At 43.2% G+C, this 22,284-nt stretch carries 21 protein-coding genes; 14 read left to right on the top strand and 7 right to left on the bottom strand.

Annotated features, from left to right (window positions below):
• The first annotated feature begins 144 nt into the window (after nucleotides 1-144).
• Nucleotides 145-1,269, top strand: coding sequence for an FtsW/RodA/SpoVE family cell cycle protein (locus tag A7325_RS02335; protein ID WP_068404278.1), 1,125 nt, complete (start codon nucleotides 145-147; stop codon nucleotides 1,267-1,269).
• Between the two features lie 101 nt (nucleotides 1,270-1,370).
• Here the strand turns inward: A7325_RS02335 and gluQRS are convergent, their stop codons facing one another.
• The 6 genes from gluQRS to A7325_RS02305 form a co-directional block, all read right to left on the bottom strand.
• The gene (gluQRS, locus tag A7325_RS02330) at nucleotides 1,371-2,330 is read right to left on the bottom strand and encodes a tRNA glutamyl-Q(34) synthetase GluQRS (RefSeq protein WP_068404276.1); all 960 of its coding nucleotides are present in this window, start codon (nucleotides 2,328-2,330) and stop codon (nucleotides 1,371-1,373) included.
• Between the two features lie 227 nt (nucleotides 2,331-2,557).
• Entirely contained in the window at nucleotides 2,558-3,001 is a 444-nt protein-coding gene (gene dksA / locus A7325_RS02325; protein ID WP_068404274.1) for an RNA polymerase-binding protein DksA, read from the bottom strand.
• Nucleotides 3,002-3,513: 512 nt separating this feature from the next.
• Nucleotides 3,514-4,356 carry a metallophosphoesterase gene (locus A7325_RS02320; protein ID WP_068404272.1) on the bottom strand — a complete coding sequence of 281 codons (843 nt, stop codon included), beginning with the start codon at nucleotides 4,354-4,356 and terminating at the stop codon, nucleotides 3,514-3,516.
• A gap of 284 nt (nucleotides 4,357-4,640) precedes the next feature.
• Complete coding sequence (locus A7325_RS02315) at nucleotides 4,641-5,486, bottom strand: metal ABC transporter permease (protein ID WP_068404270.1); 846 nt, start codon at nucleotides 5,484-5,486, stop codon at nucleotides 4,641-4,643.
• Nucleotides 5,487-5,552: 66 nt separating this feature from the next.
• Nucleotides 5,553-6,290 carry a metal ABC transporter ATP-binding protein gene (locus A7325_RS02310; protein WP_082894257.1) on the bottom strand — a complete coding sequence of 246 codons (738 nt, stop codon included), beginning with the start codon at nucleotides 6,288-6,290 and terminating at the stop codon, nucleotides 5,553-5,555.
• Nucleotides 6,291-6,453: 163 nt separating this feature from the next.
• The gene (locus tag A7325_RS02305; RefSeq protein ID WP_068404267.1) at nucleotides 6,454-7,002 is read right to left on the bottom strand and encodes a transcriptional repressor; all 549 of its coding nucleotides are present in this window, start codon (nucleotides 7,000-7,002) and stop codon (nucleotides 6,454-6,456) included.
• Nucleotides 7,003-7,225: 223 nt separating this feature from the next.
• Here A7325_RS02305 and A7325_RS02300 point away from each other — a divergent pair, with 223 nt between their 5' ends.
• The 13 genes from A7325_RS02300 to A7325_RS02240 all read left to right on the top strand — a co-directional run bounded on the left by A7325_RS02300 (nucleotide 7,226) and on the right by A7325_RS02240 (nucleotide 20,529).
• Nucleotides 7,226-8,110 carry a metal ABC transporter substrate-binding protein gene (locus tag A7325_RS02300; RefSeq protein ID WP_068404265.1) on the top strand — a complete coding sequence of 295 codons (885 nt, stop codon included), beginning with the start codon at nucleotides 7,226-7,228 and terminating at the stop codon, nucleotides 8,108-8,110.
• Nucleotides 8,111-8,435: 325 nt separating this feature from the next.
• A complete protein-coding gene (locus tag A7325_RS02295) occupies nucleotides 8,436-8,843 on the top strand; it encodes an ATP synthase subunit I (protein ID WP_068404263.1) in 408 nt (135 codons plus the stop codon).
• A 731-nt stretch (nucleotides 8,844-9,574) separates the two neighbouring features.
• Nucleotides 9,575-10,441, top strand: coding sequence for a F0F1 ATP synthase subunit A (gene atpB, locus A7325_RS02290; RefSeq protein ID WP_068404261.1), 867 nt, complete (start codon nucleotides 9,575-9,577; stop codon nucleotides 10,439-10,441).
• A 33-nt stretch (nucleotides 10,442-10,474) separates the two neighbouring features.
• Nucleotides 10,475-10,723, top strand: coding sequence for a F0F1 ATP synthase subunit C (atpE, locus tag A7325_RS02285; protein WP_025651437.1), 249 nt, complete (start codon nucleotides 10,475-10,477; stop codon nucleotides 10,721-10,723).
• A 117-nt stretch (nucleotides 10,724-10,840) separates the two neighbouring features.
• Nucleotides 10,841-11,311, top strand: coding sequence for a F0F1 ATP synthase subunit B (locus A7325_RS02280; protein ID WP_025651436.1), 471 nt, complete (start codon nucleotides 10,841-10,843; stop codon nucleotides 11,309-11,311).
• Between the two features lie 13 nt (nucleotides 11,312-11,324).
• Nucleotides 11,325-11,948 (top strand): F0F1 ATP synthase subunit delta, encoded by a 624-nt coding sequence (locus tag A7325_RS02275; RefSeq protein ID WP_068404260.1) that lies wholly within the window; start codon nucleotides 11,325-11,327, stop codon nucleotides 11,946-11,948.
• 91 nt (nucleotides 11,949-12,039) lie between these two features.
• Nucleotides 12,040-13,584 (top strand): F0F1 ATP synthase subunit alpha, encoded by a 1,545-nt coding sequence (gene atpA / locus A7325_RS02270; protein WP_068404258.1) that lies wholly within the window; start codon nucleotides 12,040-12,042, stop codon nucleotides 13,582-13,584.
• Between the two features lie 249 nt (nucleotides 13,585-13,833).
• On the top strand, nucleotides 13,834-14,715 hold the full coding sequence (atpG, locus tag A7325_RS02265) for a F0F1 ATP synthase subunit gamma (protein WP_068404256.1): 882 nt from the start codon (nucleotides 13,834-13,836) through the stop codon (nucleotides 14,713-14,715).
• 50 nt (nucleotides 14,716-14,765) lie between these two features.
• Nucleotides 14,766-16,199 (top strand): F0F1 ATP synthase subunit beta, encoded by a 1,434-nt coding sequence (gene atpD / locus A7325_RS02260; protein WP_068404254.1) that lies wholly within the window; start codon nucleotides 14,766-14,768, stop codon nucleotides 16,197-16,199.
• Nucleotides 16,200-16,314: 115 nt separating this feature from the next.
• Nucleotides 16,315-16,731: a F0F1 ATP synthase subunit epsilon gene (locus A7325_RS02255; RefSeq protein ID WP_068404252.1), complete on the top strand. Its 417-nt coding sequence runs from the start codon at nucleotides 16,315-16,317 to the stop codon at nucleotides 16,729-16,731.
• A 768-nt stretch (nucleotides 16,732-17,499) separates the two neighbouring features.
• Entirely contained in the window at nucleotides 17,500-18,216 is a 717-nt protein-coding gene (locus A7325_RS02250; RefSeq protein ID WP_021812806.1) for a response regulator, read from the top strand.
• Nucleotides 18,217-18,582: 366 nt separating this feature from the next.
• Nucleotides 18,583-20,268: an ATP-binding protein gene (locus A7325_RS02245; RefSeq protein WP_068404250.1), complete on the top strand. Its 1,686-nt coding sequence runs from the start codon at nucleotides 18,583-18,585 to the stop codon at nucleotides 20,266-20,268.
• Between the two features lie 81 nt (nucleotides 20,269-20,349).
• A complete protein-coding gene (locus A7325_RS02240) occupies nucleotides 20,350-20,529 on the top strand; it encodes a hypothetical protein (RefSeq protein ID WP_068404248.1) in 180 nt (59 codons plus the stop codon).
• A gap of 85 nt (nucleotides 20,530-20,614) precedes the next feature.
• On the opposite strand, the gene A7325_RS02235 is transcribed toward A7325_RS02240, so the two are convergent.
• Entirely contained in the window at nucleotides 20,615-22,087 is a 1,473-nt protein-coding gene (locus tag A7325_RS02235) for an ATP-binding protein (RefSeq protein WP_068404246.1), read from the bottom strand.
• Between the last annotated feature and the right edge of the window lie 197 nt (nucleotides 22,088-22,284).

The following is a 22,284-nucleotide window of genomic DNA, read 5'->3' as shown; positions in this document are numbered from 1 at the left end:
ATCAACTTCATTTTTTTAAACGGTGGCGTTTCATAACGCCGTGTTTTCTCGTTTGCTAGTGTATATAAAATTATGGCGCTCTCTTCTTTTTTTCGATCAAACTCTCAATCGCCGCGAGCTACTGGCTCAGATGGCGTTCTCTCCATGCCCTCAGCGCGCGCCATTTTATTAGCAAGCGTCGGCTGTATGTTGGTGCTCAGCTTATTGATGGTGGCTTCTGCTTCTATCCCGTTTGCCCTTAGTCGCGGCATGAGCGAGCTGCATTTCTTTTATAATCAGCTTTTATACATGGCGATTGGGCTGGTTATCGCTGGTATTTCTTATAAAGCGGTAACGCTAAAAAGGCTTTATAAAACCGAAACCCAGTTTATGCTCTTGGCCATCACGGGGTTATTGTTATTTGCCACTTTATTTAGTACGCCTATTAATGGCTCAAAACGTTGGCTCACGCTCGGTGGTTTTAATTTTCAGGTCGCAGAGCTTGCCAAATTGGTGATGATTATCTTTGTCTCAGACTTTGTTGTACGGCGCTCATTTGAGGTACGTAACGGTTGGGATGGGTTTTTACGCATAGCCATCGTGGTTGGATTAATCACCGTTCTGTTGCTCGCGCAGCCAGATTTTGGCTCGTTTGTGGTTATTATTGGGACGGTCTTTGCCATCTTTTATATTGCCGGCGCGCCTTATAAGCAGTTTATCGCGCTCGGCGCTGTGGCCGTTGGCGGTGCTGTATTAATGGTGGCGACCGTACAATACCGACTGGTACGGGTGATGTCGTTTTTGGACCCTTTTGACGATGTACAAGACACTGATTATCAGCTAGCACGTAGCTTAATTGCCTTTGGTCGCGGACAGTTTACTGGCGTCGGCTACGGCGAAAGCGTGCAAAAACTGTCGCATTTACCAGAGGCGCATACGGATTTTCTACTAGCTATTACCGGTGAAGAATTGGGCTTTGTTGGAGTCACGATGATTCTCATCTTTGAGGCGCTGATTATCGGAAGTGCGATGCGCATCAGTTATAATGCCCTAAAACGTCGGCAAATGCGCATGAGCTATACCGCTTTTGGTATCGCGGTGGTGTTTATTGCGCAGACGATTATTAATGCGGCAATGAATATGGGCGCGATTCCAACCAAAGGGTTGACCATGCCATTTTTCAGTTATGGCGGCTCATCGATGCTGATTAGCTTGGTGATGGTCGCGGTACTGCTAAAGATTTATAAAGAAAGCCCTGAGATTGAAAAGAGCCAATGCCGTTATTACTAAGTCATTTAATGATTAGAGTGTTTACGGCATTCTAATTATTCACTATAAAAAAACGTCGCTCATAGCGGCGTTTTTTCTGTTGAGGGTTTAGAACTCTGTTATTAAATATCAGGCATATTTAAAGACTGCATGTTTTTTAGCGGTGAGTTATCCCATTGTGCAATTGCTTGCTTTAGCATGTTTGTCGGCGTGTCTCTATCAACGGTAGGCTGCTGTAATAGCTGCAAAGCATGGGCAATTAGATGACTTGGGTCACGGGTATCAATTGGCTGGGCAAGGTTTTGTTTAGAGAGCTTTTGACCGTCAGGACTGCATATCAATGGCAAATGATACCAATGATCGATGGCTGGCAAATGCGCTGCATGCATAATGCTAATTTGCGCGGTGGTCATCGGTAAAATGTCCAAGCCACGCATAATATGCGTCACACCTTGCAAGCCATCATCGAGGCTAGCAGCCAAAATATAGTTGATCATGACGTCTTGGCGACGCACCACCATATCTCCCAAGCTTTGCTGCGGATTGCTCCATTGCACACCTTGAATACCATCTTTAAAGCCGATACGGTAATCTGGTAGCTGTATACGCAGTTTGTTTTTTTCTTTATCAAGATTGGCATTTAGACAACAGCGCGGATAGCGTTGCCTGTTCAGCAGTTTTTCCTGTGCCTGCTCTGCGTCTATGCTTTCTCCCATCGCTTTTTGCTGCCAATAACGCTCAAGGCTTTTACGCGAGCATTGACAGCCGTAAGTCAGCGGATATAAGCTTGAAGATAAATAATCATTATAAATATCAAGGCGCTCAGATTGGTAGATGACATCGCCATCCCAGTGCAGCCCAAGCACTTCTAAATCCATCAAAATCTGCTCGGTAAACTGTCGATCACAGCGCTCGGTATCGGTGTCTTCGATACGCAGTAGCCATTTGCCACCAAGAGATTTAATATGACAAAAGCTGGCAAGCGCGGTGGTTAAGGAACCAAGATGCAGCTCACCGGTTGGTGACGGCGCAAAACGGCCAATAGGTTGGGGCAGAGTAAGATTAATAGGCGTGTTTGCCATAGAGGTAGCAGATGTTTTCAAAATAGACACTTAGCTAAAGTAGAAATAGATAGAATAAGTAAATCGATGCCAAAAAGATATTTGCTAAATATGCGTATTTTGTTGGTGCCGTGTCAACCACTAAAAGCTATTTAATAAAAAATAACGCCGTAAAACGCAACGAGCGACCAATGAATGGTCGCTCGTATTTGTATTTACATGATTAATGACTGTTAAATTGGCTGGATTTAAGCGCCTTGGTTTTGACGCTCTTTAATCTCAGACAAAGTTTTACAGTCAATGCACTGGGTCGCGGTTGGACGCGCTTCAAGACGACGCAGGCCAATCTCGACGCCACAAGTTTCACAAAATCCATAATCCTCGTTTTCAATTTCAGCGATAGATTTATCAATTTTGCGAATCAGCTTACGTTCGCGGTCGCGCGTACGCAAGGTTAGGGCAAACTCTTCTTCTTGAGTGGCGCGGTCATTGATATCAGGCATGGCACTGGACTCATCTTGGATATAAGTCTTGGTACGATCTGCTTCGCCAATCAATTGATGCTTCCAATCTAATAAAATGGCTTTAAAGTGCGCCAATTGCTCATCCGACATGTATTCTTCGTTTTCGGCAGGCGCATAGGGGGTGAACTTTACATCACTTGGATTTGGGTTTGGGGTCAGGGTGCTCATATGGGTATCCTACTTTTTCAAATTAATTCAATAAAACGACCTATCGACAGACAAGACGTTATCAATTTACCAAACGCTATAAATGGCTTCTTTTATATGCGTTTTACCACTTAGTGACACAAGTAACACAGCTGATCTAAACATACGGTTATTTCGATATCCTGCTAGCGATTTATCGATTATCAATGGTCAGGTATATTGTTATCAATCTTTTTATTTAAATGCTAGCCATTAAATAAAGCTACAAATCACTGACTGTGGAAACTTAGCTTGTGGTCAATTTAGCCGTCCTAGCTATTATAATCTTGTCTAAATATAGACCGTTCTCATTTTTTACCTTATTTATGATATAACTTATTTATCATTTTTAGCTTTACGGTTAGGTTGCTAGTATTAGCAATCACGCTGTGGCTGTCTATAACCAGTAATTTTAGCTAGCCCTATAACATACACACTCTGGCGGTATTATACTAGCTAAATACTAGCCAAATTTTTGCCAATAAAACTGGTTGTCAAGTATCTAGTCTTTCAACCCAGCTTGCAACCTCTCCATTGTTGGCTAATTGCAACCAGCGATAGCCGGGAAGGGCTCTTTTATCATAAGCGAAATCATCTTCAAAAGGCTTAAACTGATAGCAGGTAGAGGGCGTACTGTAGACGGTAACTCCTTGCCGATGGCGGACTTGCTCTTGGTGGGTATGCCCGCTAATAATGACTTTAAGATGCTCAAATGTTGCCAGCCGTTGCCAAAAAATATCGGCGTTTTCCACCATATGCTGATCAATCCAGTCTGAATCGACCGCTATCACATGATGGTGCAGCGCAATAAGCGCAGGCTTCGCGCATGTCTCTAGCTGCTCACAGAGCCAATCAATGTCGCTTAGCGTCACTTCACCTTCTACCTTGCCTGTCACCGAAGAGTCTATTAACAACAACTGCCAATGGTCGGTTTCGATAACATGACGGTTCAATAAGCGTCTGTCCGCGGGTCTGGCAATCAGTTCACGCTGAAAAAATGGCAACTCACTGTTGTTTTCATCGGTAACGTCATGGTTACCGGCGATACAAGCAAAAGGAATACCCGTTGCTTGCAATACGTCAAAAATATGATCGTAAATCTCTGCTTGTACTTTATTGACCAAATCGCCTGTCACGAGAATCAAATCGCAGCGCCGCTCTGCGCTCAACGCTTGCTTGATAATCGCCTCAAAATTGTATTGGCAAACCGCTACTTCACTACTGGTTTCGTCAGCCGCCGCAGGCACGTGGGAGGATAAGTGCAAATCGGTAATTTGCAAAACATTGACTTGTCCGTCGGGCGTGCTGACTGCGCTGGCGGGGTAGTAGCTAAGCATGGGGGTTAGTCCCTTATCAAGCAAAACGATAATAAATTAAAATATGATGAAACGAAAACATTCGTTAAAAAAACATCTTAGATTGGTACACCAAGAATTTATTAAACCAAATATTCACCAACTATCGCATTGATAGTATTCAGGAAAGTTTATAACATAATGGGCATTAAAGCTCTAGCAATATTGATGAAATAAAGTTCGACAAAGGCCAAGCAAATATCAAAATCACGACCTAAATGTAATGGCTGAGACGTTTAGAAATCTGATGCTATATGTGAATAACGCTAACGGCGTGGGGACCAGAATTTTGCCAAGATGGATTCGGATCCTGATTTTTTGCTTATTAGCTTTGAGATAATGAGCGCCACAAAAAATAAAATAGCCAGTACCAAAACGATAGCAAGCCCCGTTTGGATATCTAGCCAAATGCTGCCCCAAACGCCAAGCGTGACGCCAAGCTGGGCAATGATTAAAGAGATAACAACCATTTGTTTTGGTGATGCCGACCATAAACGTGCTGTTAATGCTGGCAACACCAATAGGCCGCTGATTAATAAACTCCCAACCGCTTGCAAGGCAATAGCACAAAACCCTGCCAATACGCCCATAAAAAACAAGCGCTGGCGTGTTGGATTGATCCCTTGAATGCGTGCCAAAGCTTCGTGGGTGGCAAGCTTGATTTGTGCAGGCCATATATAAATCAGTAATCCTAAGCCCACCAAAACACTTACTGCAATCAACGGCAAATCTGCCCAGTCAAGCTCGAGCAAATTGCCAAATAAAAAACCTAAAACATTGGCTTGCTGATCGGTAAGCTGCGTCAAGGTTAATAAACCTAAACACAGCAGCGATACCGCAACCACGGCCAGCACTGCATCGACTGGCAGACGCTCATCATCGATGAATACCAAGCCCAGTACGACTAAAATACTGACGATGCCAATACCGATGCCCATCGGTAATTGCCACAAAACTGCCAACGCCACACCAAGTAACGTGCCATGTGCCAAGGCATCGGCAAAAAATGCCATGCGCCGCCATAAGACTAGGCAGCCTAAAGGCGCAGAAAGTAGCGCTAAAATACTACCAGCAATCCAAGCAGGAGCTATGATGGCTAACCAAGCGGTCATAATAGATATCCGTAACGTTTTTATAAAAGGAACAAGGCAATTTGCCTAAAAAGCTTGGTTTTTTAATTATATCTCGCTTGGGGCATGGTGCTCACAAGCGTGCGGCTGATGCACATAAGGCTGCTCATAATGATGGCCAAAAAGCTTCTGAAACTCCGAACTAATCGCAAGCTCGCTTGGTTGCCCTTCGCAGCAAATGTGCTTATTCAGACAAATGACTCGACGACTGCCTTTCATCACCCAATGCAAATCGTGTGAAACCACCAGCATGGCACAGCGCAAAAATGCTGGCAGCTCATCGATAAACTGATAGAGCCAAACCTCGGTATCAGGGTCTAGTCCTTGCATCGGCTCATCTAAAATTAATAAATTGGGCTTGTCTAATAAGGCACGCGCCAATAATACTCGCTGGGTTTCACCGCCTGATAAATGCAGCATTTGCCGAGACAATAAATGCGTCAACGATAAATTATCAAAGATAAATTGCCGCTGCTCAGCGCTTAGGCGTTTTTTATCGGCTTGTGCCAATAAATCGCAAACGCGTAACGGTAAAATAGGCGGCACGGCAAAGCGCTGCGGCACATAGCCAAGTTGCAAGTTTTGGTGCGACGTTATCTGCCCACTCGTCGGTTCGATTAAACCTAAAATTAGTTTAACTAAGGTGGATTTGCCCGCGCCATTAGGACCTATCAGACTGACCGTTTCATTAACAGCAATATCAATATCGATATGCGAGAGGATACGTTGCTGCCCGATATGGTAACTGATATCACTTAAGCTCAGCAGTTTAGCCGCGTTAGGCATGGTTTTATCGCTTATATTCATAGCAGAGGGCTTGGTTGGTAAAATTGCTAGGCTCATAGGGCAGTACTGATGTATTAATGATAATTAAGAAATGACAGAATAATAATTTAGCATGAAAGCGTAAACCTAAAATTCAGGTCAAAAATATAAGCAAACCGTTATTTTACTGACACGCTTGGCAACGACCGCTCAATTCAATGACGCTACGCTCGACCATAAAGCCAACGTCTTGCTCTGCAAAGCTCATTATTTCTTGTACCGGCAAACTGCTGCATTCTTGTACCCGCTGACACTGGGCACAGATTAAAAACGCTGCTGTATGTTGGGCGCGTGGATGACAACAAGGCACATAAGCATTAATCGAGGTTAGCTGATGAATCAAACCTTCGCTCAATAAAAACTCCAAGCTGCGATAAACCGTCGGCGGCGCGACATTTTTTGGCGTTTGATTATTTGCTTGATGGCTCGAGCTATCACTTTCTGCTTCAGGCTCGGCAAGGCGCATCTGCTGCAATTGGGTGATTAAATCATAAGCGCCCACTGGTTTATTGGCTTCTAGCACCAGCTGGTAGATTTGTTGACGCAGCGGCGTAAAGCGCGCGCCGCTTGAGCGACATTGCTCTTTGGCTGCTAGTAAACGCTCATTGACATCGGACGCTGTAAAATCTTGCATATCATGGATATGAGCGCAAACAGATGAATGAGTAGACATGCAGCAAACTCCTAAAGATGACCTAGCGGTGTGATGGACAGTATTTTTAATTAATGGATATTTTATAATGGTTTTTTATATTGTTATAGTATAACATACTAAAATGCAAAACAGAGAAGTCCTTTGCATTTATTCACAGGTCTGCTGTTTTATACCAGAATAACGTTGCAAAATATTTATAACTACCTTTGCCAATTATCCTTGAACCTTAAAAGCCGCCATTATGATTCCATTATTTAAAAACTTTATGCATTTAACTCTGCGCTTACAGCGATTTTTCATAACTGGCGTGCTTATATTTGCCTCGTTCATGATGAGCGCGCAAGCGGCAACGGTGAGCGTCAGTAACTATCCGCTGTTTTTATTAAGCCAAGCGGTGACGGAAGGCGCGCCATCAGCCAAGCAATTATTGCAAGCAGGGGAGGTCGGACATCACGGCAGTATCAGTCCCGGCGATATCAAGGCGATTCAAAACAGTAAGTTTGTGGTTTGGTTTGGCGAGCCGCTAGAAAACAACCTCGCCACCACGCTCAATAGCGCGCCCAATGCGATTGCGTTATTTAAATTCGACGCCTTTAATCGTCATCCGCTGCGCGATGTTAAAGGCAAAGCCATTGCTGGCACGCTCGATCCGCATATTTGGCTCGATCCTGAAAACGCTAAAGCCATTACGCGAGCGCTTGCTGTCATTCACAGTCATGCCAATCCGCAATATAAAAAGCTCTATCATGCTAATGCGCAAAAATTTGCCCAGCGCATGAATAAAGCCGTGGCGGCAGCTCATGCAAACCACGCGCAAAAACCTTTGCCGTATTGGGCATATCATGATGCTTATCAATATATGGAAGACAGCGCCAAGTTTCAGTTAATTGGCAGCTTAAGTACCGATCATCATTTAGCGCCAAAAGCCAGTCAATTACGCTGGTTAAATGAGCAGCGCCCAGCAAAACAAATGTGCTTGGTCAGCCCAAATCAGCCTGCTAAAGGTTTGCTGGCGAAATTACAACCGGTTAAAAGTAGCGTGCAAGCGGAAGATATGAGCAACAGTAAAGATTTTATTAGTGGTTGGCAGACAATGGCGCAGCAAATCCGTCAGTGTATTTCCTAAATAAGGGTCAAAAGTAGCGGTCAAGTTCTAATGGCAAGCTGAGCTTTTGAGCTATTTGAAATGACGTAAGTTAAATTAACGGTAGAATAGGTGAATTTAGAGGTGATTAGCGCTACTTTATTGACTCTGTAGAGAGATTTTCAGCGCTAAATAACTAAATGCTTGATAAAAGGCATATTTCACTTGCTTAAAATCTGCTTGCTCCCTATAATAAGTGGCGTTTTATTTTGGTTAAAAGATAACGTCTGTAGAGTGAGCCATTCACGGATAATATTGTCGCAACGGTGTGGCATTGTCCCCACGTTATAGAGCTATAGAAATATCAATGACCAAACCTGCCAAACGCACCCAAAGAGATAAGATTGCTATTTATCTAAAACGCCAAGCATGGATTTTATTTATCCTGATTGTGCTCGGTTGGATAGTAGATGTTACTTGGTTGGGTAATAACGGCAATACGCTTGTTATTGCAAAGAGCAACGCTATTGGGGCGCTACTCAGTTTTGCCACCCAAGCGGTCTTTGCTGGATTTATCTTTTGGTATACCGGATATCGCGCGCGCAGACACATTGTCAGCCAGCTATATCGTGGTCAAATGGTCAAATGGCTACTGACCGTATGTGGTTTTGCACTAATTTTTATTACCATACAACCTCTATCAGCGCCTGCGCTATTCGTCGGTTTTATGGTAATGCAGATTAGTCACAGTTGGATGTTGTGGCAGATACGCTAGATTTAGAACCTATTATAATTTTAATAGCTCAATAATACAGCACGTACATTTGTCATCCTGCGGTCCAGCTTCTCTAAGATTACTGTTATAAAGTCATCAACCAATGATTAAGTGACTGAAAACTGTTTTTACAATAAAAGTATGAATAAAGACGCTTAACTAGATCTAAGCGTAAAAATCGCGATAAGTAACCCTCTCTCTAAGTAGAGTGTTCAAATACAATTAAATTATCGGCTTTGATGGATAGACGCAAAGCCATAGTAGCGAACGTTAACAGCGGTTAACGTATTCATACCGTAAATAAAAAAGTCATAATTGACTTTACACGATTACAACGCTGCATTAATATAGACAGCTAACTGTCTTGCTGCTGAGCACCGTATTGGGTGTGAGGAAAGTAAAGCGAGACAAGTAAACACATACTTAAAAATTTGCGTAGATATGCAAGGGCCATTAATGAATAATCGTGCGCCCTTTTTTGATAGCTAAAATTTATCCATGACTATCAAATTGAGCCGCCGCAATAAAAAAATTGGTTATTCCGCTTAATTATTTAAGAATAACAGAGTAGTTATAGAGCTATGGGTTGGATGTTATTGGTTACATGAGGGCTGTAAGTGTTTTTCTGGATTTGCTTAATGCAGATTAAATAAAACCGCCAACGCCTCATCAGATGACAACCATATTTTTTGGTAGTTGATTAAATCGTTGATTAATAAGAAGCTTACATTATGGCATCCGAGCAAACATCATCAGAATATATCTCTCACCACTTAACGAATTGGACGTACGGCTATCTGCCGGGCGAAGGTTGGAAAGTTGCCCATACTGCTGAAGAAGCAGGATTAATGGGTTTTAAAGCTATCCATCTTGACTCCATGTTATGGTCAATCGGTCTGGGTATTTTATTTTGTGCCATCTTTTGGATGGTTGCCAAAAAAGTTACTTCAGGCGTTCCCGGCAAAACTCAAGCAGCGGTTGAGATGATCGTTGAGTTTGTTGATAACAACGTTCGCGATTCTTATAGTGGTACGTCAAAATTGATTGCGCCGCTAGCGTTGACCATTTTTGTATGGATTTTCTTGATGAACTTGATGGATTTATTGCCTATCGACTTCATTCCAAGTCTAGCAGGTCAAGTTGGCGCTGCGATGGGTCATGATCCACATCACGTGTTCTTCAAGATTGTACCAACGACTGACCCTAATATCACCCTAGGCATGTCATTTTCTGTCTTTGCGCTGATTATTTACTACAGTATTAAAGAAAAAGGGTTGGGTGGTTTTATTGGTGAGTTAACACTGCATCCGTTTAGCGCCAAAAACCCAATCATGCAAATCATTTTAATCCCCATCAACTTTATCTTAGAGTTTGTTACTTTGATTGCCAAACCCATTTCACTAGGTTTGCGTCTGTTCGGTAACATGTATGCTGGGGAGCTAATCTTCGTATTGATTGCCCTGATGCCGTTTTGGATTCAATGGGCGTTATCGGTGCCGTGGGCGATTTTCCACATCTTAATTATTACCCTTCAAGCGTTCGTATTTATGATGTTGACGATAGTTTATATGTCGCTTGCATCATCAACTGAACATTAATTATACATTCAATAGGTAAATGAGGATACATCAATGGATCCAGTATTAGGTGGTTACACAGTTATCGCAGTAGCACTGCTTATCGGTCTTGGCGCACTTGGCACAGGCATTGGTTTTGCTATTCTAGGCGGCAAGTTCTTAGAAGGTGTTGCACGTCAACCAGAACTTGGTTCACAACTGCAAACTCGTATGTTCATCGTGGCAGGTCTACTTGATGCCGTACCGATGATTGGTGTTGGTATTGCTATGCTATTGTTGTTCGCTAACCCTCTAGCAGGTTAATCAGAAAGCTCAGTTGTAAATGTTTGGTGGTCAAAGTTTGTATATTAAACATAGCCAAAGTTTGGCTATCAAATATGATCAATGAAACTGATTTTTCATTAACAAAGAGGTGATCACGTGAATATCAATTCTACCCTCATCGGTCAAGCCATTGCTTTTGCAATATTTGTGATTTTTTGCATGAAATTCGTGTGGCCACCACTTATCGGTGCCATTAATGAGCGTCAGCGTAAAATTGCTGAAGGCTTAAACGCCGCAGAAAAAGCAAAAGCAGATTTAGCGACCGCGGAGCAAAATGTACAGCAGGAGCTTGATGTTGCAAAAACTAAAGCTGCTGCGCTAATTGAGCAAGCGAACAAGAGCGCCAATCAGCTTGTTGAAGATGCAAAATTGCAAGCCCAAGCGGAAGGCGAACGCATTCGTCAACAAGCGCAAGCCTCTATCGACCAAGAAATCAATCAAGCGCGCGAATCATTGCGTGCCCAAGTTGCTGAACTGGCTGTACTTGGTGCTGAAAAGATTTTGCAAGACAAAGTCGATGTGCAAAAACATGCCAGTATGTTAGACCAACTGGCGGCGAAGCTGTAATTGTGAGGATATCATGGCTGACTTATCAACCTTAGCACGACCGTACGCTAAAGCCGCGTTTGACTATGCCAATGAAAACGGGGTAGTAAATGAGTGGGAAAACTTCTTATTTATTGCCGCTACCGTTGTCAATGACAAGTCGTTCAGTACTTGGCTAGACAATCCAGCTGTTTCTGCTGAGCATAAGTCAGCTGCTTTGGTCGATCTTTATGATACGCAAGTAGCTAGCGCGAATGATTCTGCTTTTAAGCAGTTATTAGGTGAGACCCAAGGGGCTCGTCATGACCAAAACGCCAGCTATCCTAAAGTATCAGTAGCACTTAGTAACTTCGTTAAACAGTTATCAGAACAAGAGCGTCTGGCGCTGCTTCCTGAAGTTTATGAGCATTATCGCCGTCACAAGGCAATAAGCTTAAAGCAGCTTGACGCTTATGTGACCTCTGCTTATCCATTAACTGATGCTCAGCGTCAGACGCTGCAAACGCGTCTTGCTGACTCGCTCAATGCGAGCGTGGTGATTCACGAGTCGGTTGATCCAAGTCTATTGGCGGGCGCTACGATTAAAGTCGGTGACAAAGTTATCGATGATTCGATGCGTGGCAAGTTACAACAGTTAAAAACACAGCTAACGGCCTAATGCCAATCATCCGTGCAGCTTACTAAAGCTTGCGTGATATAAGAGCATTTAAGTCAGTGGCGGGTTATCATAAATTAAAGGAAACAAGGCAATGCAACAATTGAATCCAGCGGAAATCAGTAATCTGATTAAGCAGCGTATTCAAGACCTTGATGCGGGTGCAACTGCAAAGAATGAAGGCACGATTGTCAAAGTATCTGACGGTATCGTGCAGATTCATGGTCTTGAAGATGCCATGTACGGCGAAATGATTGAGTTTGAAGGTGAAATCTACGGAATGGCGCTTAACTTAGAGCGTGATTCTGTTGGTGCAGTAGTATTAGGCGACTTCCTAAAACTACAAGAAGGTCAAAAAGCCTATTGTACTGGTCGCATTTTGGAAGTACCCGTAGGTCCTGAGTTGCTAGGCCGTGTTGTTGATGCGTTAGGTAACCCTATTGATGGCAAAGGTCCTATCGATGCCAAGATGACTGATAAAGTCGAAAAAATCGCCCCAGGCGTAATCGACCGTCAATCAGTTGATCAACCAGTCATGACTGGTTATAAAGCCGTTGATACCATGATTCCAATCGGTCGTGGTCAGCGTGAGCTTATCATTGGTGACCGTCAGACGGGTAAAACCGCGATGGCTATCGATGCGATCATTGCGCAAAAAGCATCTGGTATTAAATGTGTATACGTCGCAATCGGTCAAAAACGTTCTACCATTGCTAACGTGGTACGTAAGCTTGAGCAAACTGGTGCCCTTGAATATACCACTGTGGTGGTCGCTTCAGCGTCAGAACCAGCAGCACTTCAATATATCGCACCGTACTCAGGTTGTACGATGGGCGAATACTTCCGTGACCGCGGCGAAGATGCACTGATTGTTTTTGATGATTTATCAAAACAAGCCGTTGCTTATCGTCAGATTTCACTATTGCTACGTCGTCCGCCAGGTCGTGAAGCCTATCCTGGTGACGTATTCTACTTACACTCACGTTTACTTGAGCGTGCATCACGCGTAAACGCGGCATACGTAGAAAAATTCACCAACGGTGAAGTGGTTGGTAAAACCGGTTCTTTGACCGCGCTACCTATCATTGAAACTCAAGCTGGTGACGTCTCTGCATTCGTACCAACCAACGTGATTTCAATCACTGATGGTCAGATTTTCTTAGAGTCTAGCTTATTTAACTCAGGTATCCGTCCAGCAGTCAACGCTGGTATCTCGGTATCGCGTGTTGGTGGTGCTGCTCAGACGAAGATTATCAAAAAGCTGTCTGGTGGTATCCGTACTGCATTAGCTCAGTATCGTGAATTGGCAGCATTTGCTCAGTTTGCATCAGACCTTGATGATGCGACTCGCGAACAGCTTGATCATGGTGAGCGCGTGACTGAATTGATGAAGCAAAAACAATATCAGCCAATGTCTATCTCTGAGCAAGCCGCCGTTATTTATGCGTCGAACGAAGGCTTCTTAGCAGACGTTCCTGTTGAAAAAATTGGTTCTTTTGAAGAAGCTTACTTACGCTATATGCATGATGAGCAGAGTGAATTGATGCGTGAGATTGATGACACTGCGAATTATAATGATGATATCGCAGGTCGTTTAAAGTCATCTTTAGAGACCTTTAAACAAAATCACAGTTATTAATTTAACGGGTTAAACCTGAGTTGGTTAGCACTCTAGTTTAGAGTGCAAAAAGTGGCGCATTATCCAAGAAGCTTTTTAAGTCTAAAAGACTCTCCTTTAAGATAATCGCGTCGCTGTTTTAACCAATGAAGGTCTAAGATTGCGTCATGCCACAAGATGTAAAGACATTATTTCGATAAGTTCAGTGTTTTATATTAAATGATTGTTGCATACGCCCATGCTTTTTAACCCTCTTATATTGGAATCATTATGGCAAGCTTAAAAGAGATACGTGCCAAAGTCACCAGTATTAAAAGTACCCAGAAAATTACTCGCGCTATGCAAATGGTAGCCGCTAGTAAAATGCGCCGTGCCCAAGAGCGCATGGAAGTGGGTCGCCCGTATGCTGATAGTATGCGCCGGGTTATTTCGCATTTGGTGCATGCCTCATCAGATTACAAACACCCATATATGGTCTCGCGTCCCGTTGATAAAGTTGGCTATATCGTCATCACATCAGATCGCGGCCTAGCGGGTGGTTTGAATATTAACCTATTCAAAGCTTTATCTAAAAGCATTCAGCAGTATCAAGACCAGTCCGTACAAGCCGAGTTTGCCGTTATTGGTGCTAAAGGCGTGAGTTTCTTTAAAAACTTCGGTGGTAAAGTCACTTCAGCCGTTACTGACTATGGTGATAAACCGACGTTTGAGCAATTAAACGCGCCAGTGCAAGCGATGTTAGAAGACTATAGCAACGGTAAATTAGACCGTATTTATGTGGTCTATAACCAGTTTGTCAACGCCATGACTCAAAAACCGATTGTCAACCAATTGGTACCTTTACCAGAGGGTTCATTTGGTGATGAAGAAAGTGGTATACAAACAGAGCTGAGCTGGGATTATATCTACGAGCCTGACATTAAAACCTTGATTGATGAATTACTTGGTCGCTATATCGAGTCGATTGTCTATCAAGCGGTAATGGAAAACATTGCCTCTGAGCAGTCTTCACGTATGGTTGCGATGAAAGCGGCAACAGATAATGCTGGTGACCTAATTAACGATTTACAGTTGGTTTATAATAAGCTGCGTCAAGCGGCGATTACCCGAGAAATCTCGGAAATCGTTGGCGGTGCTGCTGCTGTTTCATAATTGAAACCCTTTATAAAACCCACTATATACAGAAGTTCAAGGAGAACGCAATGAGTAGCGGTCGTATTGTACAGATTATTGGCGCGGTTCTTGACGTTGAGTTTGACCGTAACGAAGTTCCTCAAATTTTTGATGCCTTGCAAGTAGACGGCACTGAAACCACCCTAGAAGTACAGCAACAGCTAGGTGATGGTATCGTACGTACTATTGCGATGGGTTCAACCGAAGGTTTAAAACGTAACCTACCAGTGACCAACACAGGCGCACCTATTTCTGTACCAGTCGGTATGGGTACCTTAGGTCGCATCATGGATGTTCTTGGTCGTCCTATCGATGAAGAAGGTCCGGTCGCAGCAGATGAGCGCTGGTCTATTCACCGTGAAGCCCCAAGCTATGCAGAACAGTCAAACAGTACTGAGCTGCTAGAGACTGGTATTAAAGTTATCGATTTGCTTTGCCCGTTTGCGAAAGGTGGTAAAGTTGGTCTGTTTGGTGGTGCTGGTGTTGGTAAAACCGTCAACATGATGGAGTTGATCAACAACATCGCCCTTAAACACGAAGGTCTATCCGTGTTTGCTGGTGTCGGTGAGCGTACCCGTGAAGGTAACGACTTCTATCACGAAATGCAAGAGGCTGGTGTTGTCAACGTTGAAGACTTTAGCAAATCTAAAGTTGCGATGGTATATGGTCAGATGAATGAGCCACCAGGTAACCGTTTACGTGTTGCACTGTCTGGTTTGACCATGGCTGAGTACTTCCGTGATACCAAAGATCCTGCCACTGGCAAAGGTCGTGACGTATTATTGTTCGTTGATAACATCTATCGTTATACGCTAGCGGGTACTGAAGTATCGGCACTGCTAGGCCGTATGCCATCAGCGGTTGGTTATCAGCCAACGCTAGCTGAAGAGATGGGTATGCTGCAAGAGCGTATTACTTCAACGCAATCAGGTTCAATTACTTCGGTACAAGCGGTATATGTACCTGCGGATGACTTGACCGATCCATCACCAGCAACGACGTTTGCTCACTTGGATGCGACAGTGGTACTAAGCCGTGATATCGCTTCACAAGGTATCTATCCTGCGGTTGATCCACTAGATTCAACCTCACGTCAGCTTGACCCATTGGTTATCGGTGAAGAGCATTACAACGTTGCGCGTGGTGTTCAAGAAGTGTTACAGCGTTATAAAGAGCTAAAAGACATCATCGCCATTCTAGGTATGGATGAGTTGTCAGAAGAAGATAAACTGGTCGTTTATCGTGCGCGTAAAATTCAGCGCTTCTTGTCACAGCCATTCCACGTCGCTGAAGTGTTCACCGGTGCTCCTGGTAAATATGTGCCATTACGCGATACCATTGCTAGCTTTAAAGCAATCATCGCTGGTGAGTACGATGATCTACCAGAGCAAGCTTTCTATATGGCAGGCGGCATCGACGAAGTTGTTGCTAAAGCAGAAAAAATGAAGTCTTCTGCAGCGTAAGTGGTATTGGTATGGGCTAACGAGTAGGTATAATATAACCTTTATATCTACTCCTCAGTAACGCATCGCAGTTTTTACTGTTTTTTGATCGCGCTTTGATGGTAAGGAATTAAGTATGGCAACATTACAATGTCGCGTCGTAAGTGCTCGTGAAGAGTTGTATTCAGGCGAAATTAGCATGTTAATAGCTAGTGGTACCGAAGGCGAAATTGGTATATTGCCAGGTCACACCCCGCTTATTACTTTGCTAAAACCCGGTCCGATGCGCGTACAAACACCTAACGGTGGAGAAGAAGTCATTTATGTATCTGGCGGTGTGTTAGAAGTACAACCAAAAATGGTCACCGTACTTGCTGATACCGCGATGCGTGCACACAATCTTGATGAGAGTAAAATCGTTGAAGCACGTAAGAAAGCTGAGCAAATGCTGGTCAACCAATCTGATACCGTACAAACCAATGCGGCATTAGCGTCATTGGCAGAATCAGTCGCCCAGCTGCAGACTATTCGTAAATATAAAAACCGCGCCTAGCACATTGTTACGCTTTAGTTTTTGTTATAAACATAAAAACAGTCCATTAGGGACTGTTTTTTTATGCCTGTTCTTCTAATAGTTAGCTTTTTAGTAGTTAGCGCTTAATATTTGCCATAGCTCAGACATTTACTATAGTGAGTGAAAAGTAATATCGATACAGCACGCACTGCTGATATCAGTTTTTCTTGCTTACTGTGCTTGCCGCAGACAGAGGCTACAAAAAATTGATATCAGCAATACCGTAGCGTTTTTAGGATATTTTGCCTATATTTGAAATATCTCCTAGGTTATGCAATATTTATCAAAAACTAAACTGATTTTCATAAAATGATGGAAAAGTGACTAGCGGCAACGCAGATATATGGTTATATTAGAGCGTAGCAACCACGTTTTTTCTTTTAAAAGTTTATTAGCTTTTTTAACGATATTTAACGACATTTATTATTTCGGCTTTTAAAGCGTTGGTTCGATATAAGACCAGTAGAATGATTGAATAAAATTTATCCTATGCCTTTTAAAGTTAATAAGAGGTATAATTTTTGGACGCAAACTAACGTTTTATAGGACGTAGTTTATAGGTTTTGTTACCAACTATAAGCTATAGTATAGGAAGCTGTGTGTTTAATAGTATACTGTGCTACCAAGTTTGTAACCGTGTTACGGTCACTGCCTGTATTGGCTTACAAATTGATTGAGTTACGGTGCTATTAATTTACCGCTCTTATTTTCACCGCTTTTAAATAAGATGTATTAGAGGATATAACAATGACAACGAATGAAGAAGACAACACCCCCCGAATCTTGATTGTTGAGGATGACGAGCGCTTAGCTATGTTGACCCAAGATTACTTGGTTAAAAATGGTTTAGAAGTGGCAATTGAAACCGATGGTAATCGCGCCATTCGCCGTATTGTCAATGAACAACCAGATTTGGTCGTACTTGATGTCATGCTTCCTGGTAGCGATGGCTTGACGGTATGCCGTGAAGTACGTCCCCACTATCAGAATCCTATTTTGATGCTGACCGCGCGCACAGAAGACATGGATCAGGTTTTGGGTCTTGAAATGGGCGCTGATGACTATGTCGCTAAGCCTGCGCAGCCACGTGTATTGCTTGCCCGTATCCGTGCTTTATTACGCCGCTCAGAAAATGCGCCATCAGAAGATGTGCCGCAGCGTCTTGAGTTTGGTGAGTTGGTTATCGATAACGGTGGTCGCTCAGTGAATTTGGGTGATGAATTGGTTGATTTCACCAGTGCCGAATATGATTTATTATGGTTACTTGCGTCTAATGCTGGTCGTATCTTGTCACGTGAAGATATCTTTGAGCGTCTACGGGGTATCGAATATGACGGTCAAGATCGCTCAATCGACGTACGTATCTCGCGTATCCGTCCAAAAATTGGTGATGATCCAGAAAATCCTAAACGTATCAAAACCGTGCGCAGTAAAGGCTATTTGTTCGTTAAAGAAGGCAATTAACAGCGTATTGTTAATGCAATTCTCTTTACTAAAATACTTTTTAATAAAAAACCAGCGTAAAGCTGGTTTTTTATGGTCTAAACTTTAATTTTTAAACTTAAATGCTGCGTTATGTGGTTTAATTGAGCGATAATTATGGATGCTAGATTAATAGTATAGTGAGTGAAAAGTAATATCGATACATCATGCACTGCTAATATCAATTTTTCTTGCTTGCTGTGCCTGCGCAGACAGAGGCTACAAAAAATTGATATCAGCAACACTGTAGCGTTTTTAGGATATTTTGATTATATGAGATAAATTGCGCTGCAAGAATTTCTCTTCTTCCTTTATCAATAATTTTTTATTAGGTTGGTCACGGCACGTATGTCATTAGTTTCTTCTCTTAAACACAGTATCTTTGTTCGTATTTATGCTGGACTGCTCATTGTCTGTTTGTGTGTGGCATTATTTGCGCAATTGTTGATGGATACGATCAATAAAGAACGCGTCCAATCTTACCGCGAAAATATGGCTACGGGCGCTTTTCATATCGTTGCTGAAGGCATTGCCCATCAAGAAAGCGAATCGCAGCGTGAGTATTGGCTGTCGGATGCTAGTAGCTTATTTGGCGCAGAATTTAACATTGTGCCTATTAACGAGGTCGATTTTAATGCCAGTGAGCTGCGCCGTTTTGAAAAAGGCAATACCGTCGTTCGCTATGTTGCCCAGCCTATTTACGCCGATGTTTATTATCGCTTGCCAGACAACGAGAGTGTTTTAACCGCACGTATCTCGCAAGTGACCGAGCAGCAAGTACGCGCTATCGCGGTATTTTTGCTCGATGATTTGTCTTATTACGCGACTTTATCCGATAAGCGTGCGCGTTTGGCAGAACTAGAAGAAAAATTCTCTTTTCCATTAGAATTTAGAGCGATCAATACCCTTAATTTAGACCCCGATCAAATGGCACGCTTACGCCGCGATGAGGTCGTCATCTTATTACAAGATACCAATACCAGTAAAAGTAATTCGTCGATTAAAGTGGTCGTGCCGTCTGAAATCAATGATATGGCGATTTTAATCGGGCCGGTACCTTTGTTTAACTGGTTCCCGCTCAATCTGATTGTCAGTATGATTTTGATCAGTATGTTCCTGATCAGCTTAGGCGTGTATGCGCTTATTTTCCCGCTAGAGCGCAAGCTGCAACTGATTCAAGTGGGCGTTAACGAAGTCAGTAAAGGCAATCTTGATATCAAAGTGCAGGTTATCGGACAAGATGAAATTGCGCGTCTATCCGCGACCTTTAATGCGATGACGGCACATATTAAGCGTTTGATTGAATCGCAGCGCGAGCTGACGCGGGCAGTATCGCACGAACTGCGAACGCCGGTTGCACGTATTCGTTTCGCTGTCGATATGCTGGCAGATACCGATGATGAAGATTCGCGCTTTATGCAGCGTGATTATATTGATGAAGATATCGAAGCGTTAAATGGTTTGATTGATGAGATTTTAACGTACGCCAAACTTGAAGAAGGCTCACCAAAACTGGATTTAGAACCGGTCAATCTGCGCGAGTTGCTTGAGCAAATTGAGCGTGAAACCAATGCTTTAGGCAAACCGATTAAGATAGTAACCAATCTGCCAAATGCGAAAGTGACAGCGGTTGCGGATAGACGTTACCTGCACCGGGTGATTCAGAACTTAGCCGGAAATGCTTTACGTTATGCCGAAACCACGATTATCATTAGTGCGGGAGTGAAAAAAGGCAATGCTTTTGTCAGCGTAGAAGATGATGGGCACGGTATTCCTGAAGCCGACCGTGAAAAAGTCTTTATACCATTTTCACGCTTGGACGATAGTCGTACACGTGCCTCAGGTGGTTATGGTTTGGGCTTGTCTATCGTATCGCGTATCGCTTTTTGGTTTAATGGCAATATGAAAGTAGACGAGAGCCGTGAGCTTGGCGGCGCACGCTTTGTCATGACTTGGCCGATTAAACCATTGACCCAAGTCCTTGCTGCCGATGAGTTGACGCAAGAAAAAAGTGAACGCGATTTCGATGCTTAATCTTTTATAATGACCGATAAATTGATATTGATAATTTATTAAAATGATTGAAATGAGCTTAATAGTAAAGGAGGGCAAAGGATGCCGTATTTATTTGGTGGTTTAGTGGTATTGAACGCAGCAGCGCTTGGGTATTATTTATTTTTGCAGCAGCCAACCAGCACTGAGACGCTAAAGGCTGCGCAGCAAGAAATAACCCAGCCTTTAACCTTTAGCAATAGTGCCGAGTACATTCCTCCAGTTATTGGTACTAAAAAGTAGGGCTATTAAAGTGGCCAATAACGATCAGTTATTAGCCACACTCTGATGTTGTCTGTTATTTCTATTTATTTAACGTTCATTTATTTTATTGGTCGTCTATATTGGTAGTAGCATTAAATGGTTTATCATTATCAGCAGCCAATGGCGGCTCTCCGGCAACTTTGGAAATAAGTGGGATACGAACACAGACTTGTAGACCGCCATCTGGATGATTGATGGCCTCGACCGTCCCATGATGCAAACGCGCGATACGATCGACAATTGCTAAACCAAGTCCGCTACCCTGAGTAGTACGCGCTGACTCCCCGCGCTCAAACGGTTGCATGATACGCTCTAATTGGTCTTCTGCGACGCCCGCACCGCAGTCGCGCACGCATATCAATAACTGCTCTTTTGCTTCTTTATTGACCTCATTTTCAGTCACTACATCGCTGTCTTCTACTACCGTTTTTTCTATGAATGTCGGCACCACGGTAGCGGATAAATAAATGGGCGGTTTGCCGTAACGTTTGGCGTTATTGACCAAGTTAATCACCAAGCGTTTGATAGACATTGGCCGCACGGGCACCATTTTTTGACATTCGGATTGATAAATAAACTCTAGCGGCGCAAATTGCACCATAATTTCATTAAATATGGTGTCCAAATTGGTCAGGCGCACTGGCTCATCGGAACCGTCTTTCATAAAGGAAATAAACTGCTCCAAAATCGCATCCATATCTTCGATATCGTAAATCAAACCTTCTCGAAAAAATTCATCAGGCAGCATCTCAGCGGTTAAACGCATACGGGTCAGCGGCGTGCGCAAGTCGTGCGAGATACCCGCCAGCATAATCGTCCGCTCTTTTTGTGCTTGATTGAGGGTAGTAAATAAGCGATTAAATGCCATATTGACTTGGCGGATCTCAGTGGGACCATTATGGGTCGGTAAAGTGGTAGCGTGGCCGAGGCGAATATAGTTGGTCGCCGCGCGCTGCAAATAGCGTAGTGGACGATTTAATTGCCGCGCTAATAAAATAATGGTCAGCAAGGTTAAAATTGGTAGGCCAACTAAAAACAATACTAATAAAGCGGGACTGTACTGCGAATAATACACCACCGGCTCGCGAATCCAAAAGCTGGTATCGCGACTGTCTTGCACCCACAGCTGCGGCGTTGGTTTAAACTTAAAATATACCTCTACTGGACGACCCAGTTGCGCGCCAATTTCGCGCTGCAATACATCGGTAAAGACGCCAACAAACGCCTTATCTTCTATCACCGGAAAATCGCTAGGATTATTGACCACCACCACATGCGAATGCTGATAAATCCATTGCCGGACGGCCGGCACATTTTTCCAGTCTTTATTGACGCTGTTCATCAAGCGTAATTCACTGGTCAGATAGCGCGCATGATTTTTAAGCTCTGGCAAATACAGACTGCGCCAAAAAAACGAAATCGACACCCCGACGCTAATAATGACGATAAAAGCGACCATCAAGGTGGTGAGCCAACTGTTAGAGTAGGAGCGTGCGAGCCAACCTTTGCGCTGTGGCTGTGATTTTGCGGTGGTCATATATATCCAAAAAATTAATCAAAATATGGGTAAGGTGATTTTCTTTAAAATGGCAGCTAAAGCAGGTAAGTAAGGTATTTGGTGGTGTATCAGAAAGTATGCTGAGGAAATAAAAGGAGGAGTGACAGCCAGAGCAAGATGATATATTTGAGGTTATGAAGACACAAATAGATATCAGTTGCCCCGACTGTCACAGT

The organism is Psychrobacter sp. SHUES1, from assembly GCF_001652315.1.
GTDB lineage: Bacteria > Pseudomonadota > Gammaproteobacteria > Pseudomonadales > Moraxellaceae > Psychrobacter > Psychrobacter faecalis.
The sequence above is the reverse complement of the archived record's forward strand: the minus strand, read 5'-3'. Positions and strand labels throughout refer to the sequence as shown.

Coding starts and splice junctions, on each gene's coding strand:
- dksA (WP_068404274.1), bottom strand. CDS start 3,001: ATGAGCACCCTGACCCCAAACCCAAATCCAAGTGATGTAAAGTTCACC.
- A7325_RS02335 (WP_068404278.1), top strand. CDS start 145: ATGCCCTCAGCGCGCGCCATTTTATTAGCAAGCGTCGGCTGTATGTTG.
- atpD (WP_068404254.1), top strand. CDS start 14,766: ATGAGTAGCGGTCGTATTGTACAGATTATTGGCGCGGTTCTTGACGTT.
- atpG (WP_068404256.1), top strand. CDS start 13,834: ATGGCAAGCTTAAAAGAGATACGTGCCAAAGTCACCAGTATTAAAAGT.
- atpB (WP_068404261.1), top strand. CDS start 9,575: ATGGCATCCGAGCAAACATCATCAGAATATATCTCTCACCACTTAACG.
- A7325_RS02305 (WP_068404267.1), bottom strand. CDS start 7,002: ATGTCTACTCATTCATCTGTTTGCGCTCATATCCATGATATGCAAGAT.
- atpA (WP_068404258.1), top strand. CDS start 12,040: ATGCAACAATTGAATCCAGCGGAAATCAGTAATCTGATTAAGCAGCGT.
- A7325_RS02300 (WP_068404265.1), top strand. CDS start 7,226: ATGATTCCATTATTTAAAAACTTTATGCATTTAACTCTGCGCTTACAG.
- A7325_RS02245 (WP_068404250.1), top strand. CDS start 18,583: ATGTCATTAGTTTCTTCTCTTAAACACAGTATCTTTGTTCGTATTTAT.
- gluQRS (WP_068404276.1), bottom strand. CDS start 2,330: ATGGCAAACACGCCTATTAATCTTACTCTGCCCCAACCTATTGGCCGT.
- A7325_RS02310 (WP_082894257.1), bottom strand. CDS start 6,290: ATGCCTAACGCGGCTAAACTGCTGAGCTTAAGTGATATCAGTTACCAT.
- A7325_RS02275 (WP_068404260.1), top strand. CDS start 11,325: ATGGCTGACTTATCAACCTTAGCACGACCGTACGCTAAAGCCGCGTTT.
- A7325_RS02235 (WP_068404246.1), bottom strand. CDS start 22,087: ATGACCACCGCAAAATCACAGCCACAGCGCAAAGGTTGGCTCGCACGC.
- A7325_RS02315 (WP_068404270.1), bottom strand. CDS start 5,486: ATGACCGCTTGGTTAGCCATCATAGCTCCTGCTTGGATTGCTGGTAGT.
- A7325_RS02255 (WP_068404252.1), top strand. CDS start 16,315: ATGGCAACATTACAATGTCGCGTCGTAAGTGCTCGTGAAGAGTTGTAT.
- A7325_RS02320 (WP_068404272.1), bottom strand. CDS start 4,356: ATGCTTAGCTACTACCCCGCCAGCGCAGTCAGCACGCCCGACGGACAA.
- A7325_RS02250 (WP_021812806.1), top strand. CDS start 17,500: ATGACAACGAATGAAGAAGACAACACCCCCCGAATCTTGATTGTTGAG.
- A7325_RS02295 (WP_068404263.1), top strand. CDS start 8,436: ATGACCAAACCTGCCAAACGCACCCAAAGAGATAAGATTGCTATTTAT.
- A7325_RS02240 (WP_068404248.1), top strand. CDS start 20,350: ATGCCGTATTTATTTGGTGGTTTAGTGGTATTGAACGCAGCAGCGCTT.
- atpE (WP_025651437.1), top strand. CDS start 10,475: ATGGATCCAGTATTAGGTGGTTACACAGTTATCGCAGTAGCACTGCTT.